At 67.8% G+C, this 14,220-nt stretch carries 13 protein-coding genes; all 13 read left to right on the forward strand.

The window, feature by feature from the left end; all coding sequences use genetic code 11:
* The first annotated feature begins 26 nt into the window (after nt 1–26).
* Entirely contained in the window at nt 27–1,148 is a 1,122-nt protein-coding gene (prfB, locus tag NF4_RS23905; RefSeq protein ID WP_063129651.1) for a peptide chain release factor 2, read from the forward strand.
* A 61-nt stretch (nt 1,149–1,209) separates the two neighbouring features.
* The gene (locus NF4_RS23910; protein ID WP_084533395.1) at nt 1,210–2,085 is read left to right on the forward strand and encodes a mechanosensitive ion channel family protein; all 876 of its coding nucleotides are present in this window, start codon (nt 1,210–1,212) and stop codon (nt 2,083–2,085) included.
* Complete coding sequence (locus NF4_RS38000) at nt 2,072–2,236, forward strand: Rv3103c transmembrane domain-containing protein (RefSeq protein ID WP_157120544.1); 165 nt, start codon at nt 2,072–2,074, stop codon at nt 2,234–2,236. The genes NF4_RS23910 and NF4_RS38000 overlap by 14 nt, the downstream gene beginning before the upstream one ends.
* A 56-nt stretch (nt 2,237–2,292) precedes the next feature.
* Nucleotides 2,293–2,982 (forward strand): cell division ATP-binding protein FtsE, encoded by a 690-nt coding sequence (gene ftsE, locus NF4_RS23915; protein ID WP_063129614.1) that lies wholly within the window; start codon nt 2,293–2,295, stop codon nt 2,980–2,982.
* On the forward strand, nt 2,982–3,887 hold the full coding sequence (gene ftsX / locus NF4_RS23920; RefSeq protein WP_030523455.1) for a permease-like cell division protein FtsX: 906 nt from the start codon (nt 2,982–2,984) through the stop codon (nt 3,885–3,887). The genes ftsE and ftsX overlap by 1 nt, the downstream gene beginning before the upstream one ends.
* Before the next feature lie 240 nt (nt 3,888–4,127).
* Nucleotides 4,128–5,537, forward strand: a complete 1,410-nt coding sequence (locus NF4_RS23925; RefSeq protein ID WP_157120545.1) for an acyl-CoA dehydrogenase family protein — start codon at nt 4,128–4,130, stop codon at nt 5,535–5,537.
* Between the two features lie 40 nt (nt 5,538–5,577).
* Entirely contained in the window at nt 5,578–6,798 is a 1,221-nt protein-coding gene (locus NF4_RS23930) for an acyl-CoA dehydrogenase family protein (protein ID WP_063129616.1), read from the forward strand.
* Between the two features lie 245 nt (nt 6,799–7,043).
* Nucleotides 7,044–7,409, forward strand: coding sequence for a VOC family protein (locus tag NF4_RS36795; protein WP_084533396.1), 366 nt, complete (start codon nt 7,044–7,046; stop codon nt 7,407–7,409).
* A 278-nt stretch (nt 7,410–7,687) separates the two neighbouring features.
* Nucleotides 7,688–8,323, forward strand: coding sequence for a hypothetical protein (locus tag NF4_RS23940; RefSeq protein WP_063129618.1), 636 nt, complete (start codon nt 7,688–7,690; stop codon nt 8,321–8,323).
* A gap of 209 nt (nt 8,324–8,532) precedes the next feature.
* A complete protein-coding gene (locus NF4_RS23945; RefSeq protein ID WP_063129619.1) occupies nt 8,533–10,152 on the forward strand; it encodes an acyl-CoA synthetase in 1,620 nt (539 codons plus the stop codon).
* Nucleotides 10,153–10,321: 169 nt separating this feature from the next.
* Nucleotides 10,322–11,968, forward strand: coding sequence for an acyl-CoA synthetase (locus tag NF4_RS23950; protein WP_063129620.1), 1,647 nt, complete (start codon nt 10,322–10,324; stop codon nt 11,966–11,968).
* Nucleotides 11,969–12,030: 62 nt separating this feature from the next.
* Entirely contained in the window at nt 12,031–12,594 is a 564-nt protein-coding gene (locus tag NF4_RS23955) for a hypothetical protein (protein ID WP_232330623.1), read from the forward strand.
* A 181-nt stretch (nt 12,595–12,775) separates the two neighbouring features.
* Complete coding sequence (locus NF4_RS23960) at nt 12,776–14,218, forward strand: PepSY-associated TM helix domain-containing protein (protein ID WP_063129621.1); 1,443 nt, start codon at nt 12,776–12,778, stop codon at nt 14,216–14,218.
* Nucleotides 14,219–14,220: the final 2 nt, after the last annotated feature.

A 14,220-nucleotide genomic window follows, 5' to 3' on the forward strand; every position in this document is an offset into this window, starting at 1 on the left:
GGACGCTCCTAGTAGCCTTGAACACCGTGCATCCAGACGTGACCGCCGACCTCGCCGAACTCGACGCGACCCTCAAGACCGTCGAATCGGTCCTCGATATCGAGGAGCTGCGCCGCCGTATCGACGAGCTGGAGCACCAGGCCGCCGATCCCGAGCTCTGGAACGACCAGGATCACGCCCAGCGGGTCACCAGCGAGCTCTCGCACGCCCAGGGCGAACTGCGCCGGGTCGAGGAGTTACGGCAGCGGCTCGAGGATCTGCCGGTGCTCTACGAGCTGGCCGAGGAAGAAGAAGGCGAGGCGAGGACCAGCGCACTGGCCGACGCCGACGCCGAGCGGGCCGCATTGCACACCGATGTGGAGGCCCTCGAGGTCCGCACCCTGCTGTCGGGCGAGTACGACAAACGTGACGCGCTGGTCAATATCCGTTCCGGCGCGGGCGGCGTGGACGCGGCCGACTGGGCCGAGATGCTGATGCGCATGTACATCCGCTGGGCCGACCGGCACAAGTACTCGGTCGAGGTCTACGACACCTCCTACGCCGAAGAAGCCGGTATCAAGAGCGCCACCTTCGCGGTGAAGACGCCGTACGCCTACGGCACCCTCTCGGTGGAGATGGGCACGCACCGGCTTGTCCGGATCAGCCCGTTCGACAACCAGGGCCGCCGCCAGACCTCCTTCGCCGAGGTCGAGGTGCTGCCGGTGGTGGAGACCACCGACCATATCGAGGTCCCGGAAACCGATATCCGGGTCGATGTCTACCGGTCCTCCGGGCCCGGCGGCCAGAGCGTCAACACCACCGACTCGGCGGTGCGGATCACCCATATCCCCACCGGCATCGTAGTGACCTGCCAGAACGAGAAATCCCAGCTGCAGAACAAGGTGTCGGCCATGCGGGTGCTGCAGGCCAAACTGCTGGAACGCAAACGGCAGGAGGAGCGCGCCCAGATGGATGCGCTCAAGACCAACGAGGGCGCGTCCTGGGGCAACCAGATGCGGTCCTATGTCCTGCACCCGTACCAGATGGTCAAGGATCTGCGCACGAACTACGAAGTCAACAACCCCTCGGCGGTACTCGACGGCGATATCGACGGCTTCATCGAATCCGGGATCCGCTGGCGGATGAGTACAGTGCTGCAGGAGAGCTAGCGGTCGGCGATTCCGGGACGCCGCAAGCCGTTCGGTGAGGCCCGGGAGAGCAGGTGGTCTGATGCATTCGGAGGGGCCCGAGACCCTGGCGCTGTCGCTGGCGGCGTCCTCGGAGGTCACCTCGTGGCTGCGGTCGTCCGGTCTGGAGATCGTGCTGCTGGTCCTCGGAGCGATGCTGTTCGCCCGCTTCGCCACCTACGTCCGCGACCGGGTGACGCAGAAGATCGATTCCGGGTTCCGCGGCGGTGACGCGCTGGTCCGCTCGGAGGAGGCCAAGCACCGGCACGCGCTGGCGCAGGTGCTCACCTGGGTGGTACTGACCGTGGCCTACGTGCTGGTCGCCATGGAGGTCCTGGGCCGGATCGGATTCTCGATGTCGGGACTGGTCGCACCGGCGGCGGTCCTGGGTGCCGCGCTCGGTTTCGGCGCGCAGCGCATCGTGCAGGACATTCTGGCCGGGTTCTTCCTCATCACCGAACGGCAGTACGGATTCGGTGATGTGGTGCGGATCGCAGTGACCGGTATCCAGGATCCGGCCGAGGGCACGGTCGAGGATGTGACGCTGCGGGTCACCAAATTGCGTAACTCGGATGGTGAGGTGATCACCGTCCCGAACGGACAGATCGTGAAAGTTACCAATCTGTCGAAGGATTGGGCCCGCGCGGCGATCGATGTACCGGTCTCCGCCAGTGCCGATATCATCCGGATCAACGAAGTGCTGCACGAGGTGGGCGGCCAAGCCTACCAGGACCCCCGTCTCGAACCACTGCTGCTCGACGAGCCGACGGTGATGGGCGTGGAGGACCTGACCGTGGACCAGATGAACATCCGGATGGTCGCCCGGACGCTGCCGGGTAAACAGTTCGAGGTGAGTCGCGAGCTACGGGTGCGCGTGGCCGCGGCCATGCGCCGGGAGGGCCTGAATGCGCGCCCGTAGATCGACGCTGATCCTGGCGTGTGGCTGGGTGGCGACCTTCGTGCTCTACCTGTTCGTGAAACCGGATCAGATCGCACCCGCGAAACCGGCGCCCGCCCCCGCCGTACCCGCCGTTCATCAGGTCCCGGTCCCGGTGATTCCCGTCCGATAACGGCTGCGACACAGCCCGCGGGCCGCTTCGTTATCGAATGGTTACACTGTCTCCTCGTGATCACCCTGCGCAACGTCAGCAAGTCGTATCCGACCGCTACGCGACCAGCGCTGGAAAACATCACCGTCCATATCGACAAGGGTGAGTTCGTCTTCCTCATCGGTCCGTCTGGTTCGGGTAAATCGACCTTCATGCGGTTGCTGCTCAAAGAGGAGACACCGACCACGGGCGAGATCTCGGTCGCGGATTTCCGGGTCGACCGGCTGCCGGGGCGGAGGGTGCCGCGGTTGCGGCAGCGAATCGGGTGTGTTTTCCAGGATTTCCGGCTGCTGCAGCAGCGCACCGTCGCCCAGAACGTGGCGTTCGCCCTGGAGGTGATCGGAAAACGCCGGCAGTTCATCGACCGGACCGTGCCCGAAGTGCTCGAGCTGGTCGGGCTGGGCAACAAGGCCGACCGGCTGCCCACCGAACTGTCCGGCGGCGAACAGCAGCGGGTCGCGATCGCCCGGGCCTTCGTCAACCGGCCGCTGGTCCTGCTGGCCGACGAACCCACCGGCAACCTCGACCCCGAGACGAGTTACGAGATCATGCTGCTGCTCGAGCACATCAACCGGATGGGCACCACCGTGCTCATGGCCACCCACGATCCGCTGATCGTGGACGGTATGCGCCGGCGTGTGGTGGAACTCTACGAGGGCCATCTGGTCCGCGATCAGGCCGACGGTGGTTACGAGGTGCGCCGGTAATGCGGGCGGGATTCCTGTTCGGTGAGGTCTCCGAGGGGCTGCGCCGCAATGTGACCATGACCATCGCGATGATCCTGACCACCGCGGTCTCGCTGACCATGCTGGGCGGCGGTCTGCTGGCGGTGCGGATCGCCGACAAGACCGAGCAGTACTTCCTGGACCGGCTCGAGGTGCGGCTTTATCTCACCGAGGATGTCTCCGCCACCGACCCGGACTGTGTGAACGATCCGTGCCGGACCCTCATGGCCGATCTCGAGGCCGTCGACGGCGTGGAGAACGTGCAGTACCTCAACCGGGACGCGGCGGTCCGGGAGGCAAAGGAGAAAACCTTCAAGGACCAGCCGGAACTGGCGGAGTATGTGAGCGAGACGCCGCTGCCGGCCTCACTGCGGGTCAAGATGACCGACGCGTCGCTGTACCCGACGATCTACGAGCAGTTCTACGAGCGGCCCGGCGTCGGCATGGTCCGCAACGACAAGGACATCGTGGACCGGCTGGTCAGCCTGTTCGACGGACTCCGCAACGCCGCGTTCGGGATGGCGCTGCTGCAGGCGGTGGCGGCGCTGCTGCTGATCGCGAACATGGTGCAGATCGCGGCCTTCACCCGGCGTACGGAGGTGAGCATCATGCGCCTGGTGGGCGCCACCCGCTGGTACACCCAGCTGCCGTTCCTCCTGGAAGCGGTGGCCGCCGCGCTGGCGGGCGGTCTCCTGGCCACGGTGGGTCTGTTCGTGGCCCGGCCGCTGGTGATCGACCGGGCCCTGGGCGATCTGTTCGCCAGCAATGTGTTCCCGCAGATCACCTTCGACGACATCTTCACCACCGCGCTCATGGTGATGCCGGTCGGCGTACTGTTCGCCGGTCTCACCGCCTACGCGACCCTGCGCTGGTACGTGCGGGAATAGCCGGCCGGAGTCCGCGGCCCGGGTGACGACAACTCCCACCCGCGGTAACTCCGGTGACCGAGAACGCCCGCCCTGGACTTCGGGGCGGGCGTTCTCGGCTTCATCACCTGCGGATTCCGCGCACCCGTCCGCTCACCAGGACGTAAGGACCACTCGACGCCTTTCTTACTCCGCAGTAAGATAGCCTTACTCCGCAGTAAGATCCCCGGGGCCCGACCCTCACCCCCGCGCGAGAAACAGGTGATGATGAGCATTCGAGACAGCGCTACCGAGCGGCGGTCGCACAACGGCGTCCGCCAGGAGAACGGGGTGGGCCTGCACCAACCCAAACGGGACTGGATGGGCGCCGCCATGCGGGTCATGTCGACCATCACCGGGTCGGAGCTGGCCGAGAAATACAACCTGCGCAAGCCGATCGACCGGGTCACCTACCAGAGCACCAAAACCGGATTCCGCACCCTCGGGGCGGCCACCCGCGCCTTCAACAAGGTCGCGGGCGGTGGCGCGCCCAAACGGCTACCGGACAACGAGTCCAAGACCAAGGACTATTTCGACCTCACCCCCACCGACGAACAGCAGATGATCGTCGAGACGGTGCGCGAGTTCGCGGCCGAGATCCTGCGCCCGGCCGCGCACGACGCCGACGAGGCGGCCGCCGCGCCGGCCGATCTGCTCGGCCGGGCCGCGGAACTGGGTATCACCCTCATCAACGTGCCCGAGGAACTCGAGGGCGCGGCCACCGAACGCGGGGCGGTCACCAATGTGCTGGTCGCCGAGGCGCTCGCGCACGGCGATATGGGTCTGGCGCTGCCGCTGCTCGCGCCGAGCGGGGTCGCGGTCGCACTGTCCCAGTGGGGCACCGACGCCCAGCAGCAGACCTATCTGCCGGCCTTCACCGGCGAGAACGTGCCCCAGGCCTCCGTGGTCATCAGCGAACCGCGGGCCTTGTTCGACCCCTTCAGCCTGCAGACCAAAGCGGTACGCTCCCCCAGCGGATACCGGTTGAACGGCGTCAAGAGCCTGGTCCCCGCGGCCGCCGACGCCGAGATCTTCGTGGTGGGCGCCGAACTCGACGGACGCCCGGCCCTGTTCGTGGTGGAATCCGATGCCAAGGGCCTGTCGGTGGAAGCCGATCCGAGCATGGGCCTGCGCGCGGCCGGGCTGGGCCGGCTGGTCCTGGACAATGTGGCCGTCGCCGCCGACGCCGTCCTCGGAGAGGGCGATGCCGCGCAGCACGCGGCCGACTACCGCGATGCCGTCCAGCTCGCCCGCCTCGGCTGGGCTTCGCTGGCCACCGGCACCGGGCAGGCCGTACTGGACTACGTGATCCCCTACGTCAACGAGCGGGAAGCCTTCGGCGAACCGATCAGCCACCGGCAGGCGGTCGCGTTCATGGTCGCCGATATCGCCATCGAACTCGACGGTCTGCGCCTGGTCACGCTGCGCGGCGCCGCCCGCGCCGAACAGGGCCTCACCTTCGCCCGGGAAGCGGCGCTGGCCAAGAAGCTGGCGGCGGACAAGGGTATGCGCTTCGGGCTGGACGGCGTCCAGCTACTCGGTGGCCACGGCTTCACCAAGGAACACCCGGTCGAACGCTGGTACCGCGATCTGCGGGGTATCGCGGTCGCCGAAGGCGTGGTGCTGGTCTGAGTTCCCGGCGTCGTCACAGCTTTTTCACCAGGAGACTTTCATGATCAATCTCGAACTTCCCAAGAAGCTGCGGGCCAGCGCCAACCAGGCGCATCAGGTGGCCGCGCAGATCTTCCGGCCCATCTCGCGCAAGTACGACCTCGGCGAGCACGAATACCCGGTCGAACTCGACACCATGGCCGCCATGGTCGACGGGCTCAGCGATTCGGGCACGCAGAAGATCAGCGGAGCCAGTGGCGGGCGCTCCGACGACGAGGCGCCCTCCACCGATGTGCTCCTCAACGCCAACGGCGGCAATATGTCGGCGCTGCTCAACGCCCTGGAAACCTCCTGGGGCGATGTCGGCCTGATGCTGTCCATCCCCTACCAGGGGTTGGGCAATGCCGCGATCGCCGCGGTGGCCACCGACGAACAGCTCGAACGGTTCGGCAAGGTATGGGCCTCGATGGCCATCACCGAACCCGGCTTCGGATCCGATTCGGCCGCGGTCACCACCACCGCCGTCCTCGACGGCGACGAATGGGTGCTCAACGGCGAGAAGATCTTCGTCACCGCGGGGCAGCGTTCCACCCATATCGTGGTGTGGGCGTCGGTGGACCGCAGCCTCGGCCGCGCCGCCATCAAATCGTTCGTGGTCCCGCGGGACGCTCCCGGTCTGTCGGTGGCCCGGCTCGAGCACAAGCTCGGCATCAAGGCCTCCGATACCGCGGTGCTGCTGCTCCAGGATTGCCGGATCCCGAAGGACAATATCCTCGGCAGCCCGGAAGTGAACGTGGAGAAGGGTTTCGCCGGGGTCATGCAGACCTTCGACAACACCCGCCCCATGGTCGCGGCCATGGCCATCGGTGTCACCCGCGCCGCGCTCGAGGAACTGCGCACCATCCTCACCGACGCGGGTATCGAGATCTCCTACGACACCCCGCCCAACAATCAGCACGCGGCGGCGGCCGAGTTCCTGCGGATGGAAGCCGACTACGAGTCCGCCTACCTGCTGGCATTGCGGGCGGCCTGGATGGCCGACAACAAGAAGCCCAATTCGCTCGAGGCGTCGATGTCCAAGGCGAAGGCGGGCCGCACCGGCACCGATGTGACGCTGAAGTCGGTCGAACTGGCCGGCGCCGTCGGATACTCGCAGCGGCTGCTGCTGGAGAAGTGGGGCCGGGACTCGAAGATCCTGGACATTTTCGAGGGCACCCAGCAGATCCAGCAGCTCATCGTGGCCCGCCGGGTCCTGGGCAAGACCAGCGCCGAACTGAAGTAGGCAGGCCGGACAGGAGAAACCGGTGTGGTCCGCTGGGGGGATCACACCGGTTCCGCCTGTTCGGCGCAAGCGCCTCGGCCGGTTCCCGGACAATTGCCCGCAACCGCGTCGGCCGCACCGCCGACGCCGCCCGCGACGGCCGCGATTTTCGCCTCTGTCCACTCATATATCACTGTGCCGAAGTGACGATTTCGAGTCCGGAACCGTCCAGACGACGAATATGCCCCCGCCTCTATCGTGGACCGATGGCATCGGTGAAACAGCTCCAGGTCACCTTCGACTGCGCGGAACCCGAGCGGGTCGCTCGTTTCTGGTGCGAGGTGCTGGGCTACGAGCATCAGGGTTCGGCATGCATTGATCCCTCGGGTGTGGGGCCACGCCTGTACTTCCAGCGCGTCCCCGAAGGCAAGGTTGTCAAGAATCGGCTGCATCTCGACGTGCGGGTCGGCACCGGGCTCGTGGGTGCAGAGCGCGTGGCCGCACTCGAGGCAGAATGCGCACGACTGGTCGCGCTCGGCGCGGTACGTGTGCGGCTACTGCTCGCCGATGGCCAGAACGAGTCGTGCCTCGTGATGCAGGACATCGAGGGTAACGAGTTCTGTCTCGACTGAGTAGGCGCCCGGCAGGGACAGCAAATTCTGCAGCAGCTGCTCCAGCGCGTGGTCACCGCCGGCTGATCCGGCGTCGATATCGGATACGAAACCGCGACCGGCCGCGCGGCGGTCCTGGACACCATCGGGACCGAGTGACAGTGTTTGTCCGATCGGATCGTCCCGATCGGTGCCGCCGGATCCGATCTCCCGCCGCGCCGGCACGAGTTCCGCCATGCAGCACCCACACCGAGTCACTGAGCAGTACCCCGGATATCGCCCCTGCAAGGAGACTGGTTATGCGTATATCGGCCTTTACCCGTCGGCTCCTCACGTCTGCCGTGGGGACCGCCGCAGCCACCATCCTGTTCACCGGACACGCGACCGCCGAGCCCGCCCGGGTCGATTGGGCTTCGGCCACGCAGGCCCTGCACACCGCGGCGAGCGGTGACCCGGCCGCCGAACGAGCGGTATCCCGGCTGCTCGGTGACGCGCGGGTCGCCGCGGCCACCCGTGATGCCGCGCTGCCCGCGCAGCCGTTCCAGATCCCGGCCGAATCCACCGTGGGTCGCGGCGGCGGTCCGGGAATGTACGGCTCGGGCCTGTCGCTGAATATCGACGGCTTCCGGTTCGCGTTCTTCGGCGGACCGGGCACGATCGCCCCGAATCAGACGGGCGCGCGGCTGGATGTCGTATGGCTCAACCTCAACAACGGCCGCAGCGGAATCGAGCAGCTCACCGAGCATCGGGACATCATCGCCGACACCACGATCCGCACCCGGCCGATCGATCCGGGCCCGGGCCTGATCGTCGCCGCGGTGTACGGCAGCCTGTGGCACCGCTGGCCGGTGCCGGTGAGCCCGGAACATCCGGACGGGTTCCAGTACGTGCGCGGCGACATCACTTTCCCGTCGCTGGGCTCGATCTACAACTGACCCGGTATGTCGGCGGGCCGGTGCGGGCGAGTGCGTCGAATATCCGACAGCCACCGCACCGGCCACCTCGACGGGCGCTCGAGGATGTCTTTTTTGTCCGGAGCGTACGTTGTGAGCGAGTACACTTTCACTGCTACGGTGACCACCGATATGCCGTTCGGAATCGCTAGGTCGAGTGCCGACGCGAGGATCTGTGGAGGTGTTCGAAGGTGAACCTGGCGCACACGCTGGAAGTCGTCAAGGCATACGGGCTGCTTCAGTCCAGCGGATTCATCGATCTGAAGAATCCGGGGGAAACGCTGCGGACGCTGAAGGACTCCAAGACCTACATCCCGCAGGCCACCCTGATCATGCATTCCGCGCGCATCGCGCCGGACGCCCCCGGGCTGGCCGACGAACGTGGTGAGCTGACCTACCGCGAACTGGACGAGCAGTCCACCAAGATCGCGCACGGGCTGCGCGACGCGGGGATCACCGAGGGCACCGTGATCGGCATCCTCGCCCGTGACCATCGCGGGCTGATCCTGTCCATGGCCGCCGCGGGCAAGCTCGGCGTGAAGATCGCGCTGATGAACACCGGTTTCGCCAAACCGCAGTTCGCCGAGGTGTGCGAACGGGAGCAGGTCAAGGCGGTCCTGCACGACAGCGAATTCCTCGGTCTGCTCGACGCGCTGCCCGCCGATATGCCCCGATTCCTCACCTGGGTCGACGAGGGCACCGAAGTGCCCGCGGGCGCCCGGACGCTGGACGATCTGATCGCCGAGAACGGCACCGAGGCACTGCCGGTGCCCGCCAAACCGGGTGGTTTCATCATCCTCACCAGCGGCACCACCGGTCTGCCGAAGGGCGCGCCGCGGGAGAAGGCCAGTCCGGTGGCGACCGCACAGTTCCTGGACCGGATGCCGTTCCCGAAGCGCGGCTCCGTCGTCATCGTCTCGCCGATCTTCCACAGCACCGGTCTGGGTACGTACCTGGTGAGCATCGGCCTCACCAACAAGATCGTCATGCGGCGCCGGTTCGATGCCGAGGCCACCCTGAAGATGATCTCCGACCACAAGGCCCAGCTGCTGGTCGCGGTGCCGACCATGCTGCACCGCATGGTGGAACTGCCCGCCGAGGTCCGCGCGAAGTACGACACGTCCTCGCTGAAGGGGATCGTTCTGGCGGGTTCGGCGCTGTCGCCGGAGTTGTGCGTCAAGGCGACCGAGACGTTCGGGCCCGTCCTGTACAACCTCTACGGCTCCACCGAGTGCGCCATCGCCACCGTGGCCCAGCCGGCCGACCTGGCCAAGGCGCCCGGCACCGTCGGCCGTCCGCCGCTCACCTGCCATGTCCGCCTCTACGACGACAACGATGAGCTGGTGACCGCGAAGAACGTCACCGCCCGGATCTTCATCCGCAGCGGCGCCCCCTTCGAGGGTTACACCGACGGCCGGCACAAGCAGATCATCGACGGGTACATGTCCAGCGGCGACGTCGGTCATTTCACCGAGGACGGCCTGCTCATGGTGGACGGCCGCGATGACGACATGATCGTCTCCGGCGGGGAGAACGTCTTCCCGCAGGAGGTCGAGAACCTACTGCTCGAACGCGACGATATCTTCGACGCCGCCGTCGTCGGCGTGGACGATGCGGAGTTCGGCAAACGGCTGCGCGCGTTCGTCGTCCCCGAATCCGGGCACACTCCGGACGAGGCCGAGATCAAGACCTACGTCAAGGAGAACCTGGCCCGGTACAAGGTGCCGCGCGAGGTCGTCTTCCTCGACGATCTGCCGCGCAACCCGACCGGCAAACTGCTGCGCCGGGTGCTGGTGGAATACGAGGTCTGACAACCTTTCTCGTCGGGAAACCGGGAATTCTCACAGTAGTGTCCCGGTTTCCCTACTGTCCGAGACAATGGGCCGGCAGTCCCCGCGGCGGTTGCTAGGGTGGGCGGTGCACAGGAGTTCGAGGAGGTAGCCGCCGTTCCCGGCGGTACACCGCGGAAGGTTGTCGCCGATGACATTGTCGCTGCCCGGCCCCGTTCGCAGAGCCGGCGATATCGCCTTGGCCGTGAACGTGATGCGCAAACGCGGCCTCTTCGATCCGCTGCGGCTCGACCACGCCGTCCGGTCGATGAGTAACGCGACCAAGTACGGCCCGTTCGCCGGTGTGGTCATGCACGCCGTGCAGACCCGCCCCGACTCCCCCGCCATCGTCGACGAGGCGGGGGAACTCACCTTCCGCGAACTCGACGACCGCTCGAACGCCTTCGCCCGCGGCCTCACCGAACGCGGACTGCGGCCCGGCGATGTGGTCGCGGTCCTGGCCCGCGACCACCGCGGCATGGTGCTGAGCATGCTGACGGCCGGCAAACTCGGCATGCGCGCGGTCCTGATGAACACCGGCTTCGCCAAGCCGCAGTTCGCCGACGTGGCCGAACGCGAGAAGATCAAAGCGGTGCTGCACGACAGCGAGTTCTTCGACCTGATGAGCGCCATCCCCGCCGAGATCCCGCGAATCCTCACCTGGGTCGACGAAGCCGATGATGCCGACCCCGCGATCCCGACGGTCGAATCCGTGTCGGCGGGGCAGTCCACCGCACCGCTGGCGGCACCCGGCAAACCGGGTGGGATGGTCATCCTCACCAGCGGTACCACCGGCACGCCCAAGGGCGCCCCGCGCGACAAGGTCAGCCCGTTCATCACCGCCCAGTTCATCGACCGGGTACCGCTGCCGACCGACGGCACCATGGTGATGGCCGCGCCCATCTTCCACGGCACCGGACTGTCCCAGTTCTCCCTGGGCCTGGCGCTGGGCAACCGCGTCGTGTTCCAGCAGCGCCGGTTCGACCCCGAGCTCACCCTGGCCAATATCGCCCGCCACCGGGCGGATTCACTGGTCGTGGTGCCCACCATGCTGCAACGCATCCTGGACCAGCCGAAAGAGGTGCTCGACCGCTACGACGTCTCCTCGATCCGGGTGATCTTCGCGGCGGGCTCGGCCATCCAGCCCGATGTGGTGGTGCGCACGGGCGAGCACTTCGGAGATGTGCTGTACAACCTGTACGGCTCCACCGAATGCGCGGTGATCACCGTGGCGACGCCGCAGGAGCTGAAGAAGTCGCCGACCACCGCGGGCCGGGCGCCGGTCGGGGTGCGGATCGCCCTCTACGACGAGAACCGCAAGCGGATCACCGCGCCGAATGTCACCGGCACGATCTTCATCGACAACCCACACGCCTTCAAGGCCTACACCGACGGACGTACCAAGGAGACCGTCGACGGCATGATGTCCAGCGGCGACGTCGGGCATCTGGATTCCGACGGCCTGCTGTTCATCGACGGCCGCGACGACGACATGATCGTCTCCGGTGGCGAGAACGTGTTCCCGCAGGAGGTCGAACACCTCATCGCCGAACGGCCCGATGTGCTCGAGGCCGCGGTGGTCGGCGTGGACGATCGGGAGTTCGGCAAACGGCTGCGGGCCGTAGTGGTCCCGGGTCCGGATTCGGCACGCGACGCCCAGGAGATCAAGGACTACGTCCGGGCGAATCTGGCACGCTACAAGGTCCCGCGCGAAGTGGTGTTCCTCGACGAACTGCCGCGCAACGCCACCGGGAAACTGCTGCGGAAACCGCTGATGGAACTGGAACCCGGTAGCTGAACGCCCTGGCCGGGGCACCGGCTCCACCGCCGACGGGCCCGGTGGTCGGATATCATCCCGGGGTGCGTATCAGGTTCGGTTCCACCCATCCGGTGGACCATCGGGGCGCCGCTCGCATTCGCGGTGCGGCGGCCGGCCTGATCTCCGGGGCCGTCTCGGTGGCCGCCCACGGCTGGGCGGCGGGCACCGGCTCACCCGGCGGTACGGCTGTCGTACTGCTGGCTCTCGCGTCGGCGGCGATCGGTGCGCTGATCACCGCGGTGCGCCCGCTGCGCACCGGCGCCGCCGGGCTCACCACGGCGCTGCTGGCCGGACAGTTGCTCGGCCATATCTGCCTCGGATGGGGTTCCGGGCATCTGCACCACGGTGACCTCCAACTCACACCCACCATGCTCGCGGCGCATACCCTCGTCGCCGTTGCCGCCGCGGTGGTCGTGCGCGGCAGCGAGTTCGCCTACCGCGTCGCCGGATCCGCCCTGGCACGACTGATCCCGGTAGCGCCCCGGCCGCCGCTCCTCCCGGACCCGCCGCCGCTGCGCCTCCTGCACCGCGACCGGGTCGTCGCGTGGATCCTCGCGGCCGATACGGGCCGCACCCGGGCACCGCCCCGGGCCGTGCTGATCTGATCTCCCCCCCCGGCCGTCACGGCCGGGCGCCGGCCGCCGCTGCGGTGATCTCCGCACGCGCCACGCCCGTGACCCCGGCCGGTTCCCTCAGCGCGGCGACCCGAGCTCTCGGTGCGCGCCGCGTCCCCGCGCACCCGCCCGTCTCCGGGTGCCGGGCCGGCACAGGACGCAGGTAACACCGATGAGTACCACCGAGGTCCCCGCGGCGCCCGACAGCGCTACCCCGGCGACCAGTTCACCCCGGCCGAACAGGGGCGCGTTCCGCGCGCTCGCGCTGCGGCTGCATTTCTACGCCGGTCTCTTCGTGGGGCCGTTCCTCCTGATCGCGGCGGTGACCGGCGGGCTCTACGCCGTCGCGCCGACTATCGAATCCTTCGTCGACCGGGATCTGCTGACCGTGGATTCCCGTGGACCCGAGCGGCCCCTGGCCGAACAGGTGACCGCCGGGACCGCGGTCCGGCCGGACCTCACCCTGGTGGCGGTCGCACCCGCGCCGGCGCCGGGTGAGACCACCCGGGTGCTGTTCAGCGACCCGACCCTCGGCGAATCCGAGCGGCGTGCCGTCTTCGTCGACCCGGTGACCGCGCAGCCGGTGGGCGAATCGGTGGTGTACGGCAGTTCCGGTGCGCTGCCGTTCCGGGCGTGGGTGTCCCAGGTTCACCGCCATCTGCATCTCGGTGAACCCGGCCGGTTGTACTCCGAACTGGCGGCCTCCTGGCTGTGGCTGATCGCTCTCGCCGGGCTCGCCCTGTGGATCCGGCGGGTGCGTAACCGGCGGCAGCGCGATGCGGCGCGATGGCTGTTCGTCCCGAACCTCACGAACGCGCGGGAACGCCGGTTGAACTGGCACGCGGTGATCGGGGTGTGGATTCTCCCGGCGGCGCTGCTGCTCTCGGCCACCGGCCTGACCTGGTCGACCTACGCGGGCGCCAATATCGAGACACTCCGGGAGAACCTGGCCTGGACCACCCCCGCTGTCACGACCGCGCTGCCGGGGGCGGCGGCGCCCGCCGAGACCGGACACGGCGACCATCACGGCGGCCATCCGGCCGGACACTCCGTTCCGGCGGACCGGATCCAGCAACTGGATGGGGTCCTCGCAGCGGCACGCGCGGCCGGTGTCACCCGCCCCGCGGAGATCACGCTCCCGGCGACCGACGGGACGGCGTTCGCGGTGAAGGAACGGCGGCTGTCGGGCACACTGACCGTCGACGCCGCGGCCGTCGACGGGGCCACCGGCACCGTCACCGATCGGCTCCCCTACTCCGAGTGGCCGTTCATGGCCAAGATGGCCAACTGGGGCATCCAGCTCCATATGGGCCTGATGTTCGGCGTGCTCAACCAGTTGTTGCTGCTGGCGGCGGCGATCGGGCTGATCACGGTGATCGTGCGTGGATATCTCATGTGGTGGCAGCGCCGGCCGACCGCCACGGCCCGCACCTTCGCGGTGGGCAGGCCGCCGCGCCGCGGCGCACTGCGCCGGTCGGCGGTCCTGGCGGTGCCGGCGCTGGGCGCGGCCGTCCTGATCGGCTGGTTCGCTCCGGTGTTCGGTCTGAGCCTGCTGGCCTTCCTCGTGGTCGACGTCCTCGTGGGCGCGCTGCACCGCGTGCGGCCGGCGGCCTGATC

Source organism: Nocardia fusca NBRC 14340, from assembly GCF_001618425.1.
In the GTDB taxonomy this organism is placed as follows: domain Bacteria; phylum Actinomycetota; class Actinomycetes; order Mycobacteriales; family Mycobacteriaceae; genus Nocardia; species Nocardia fusca.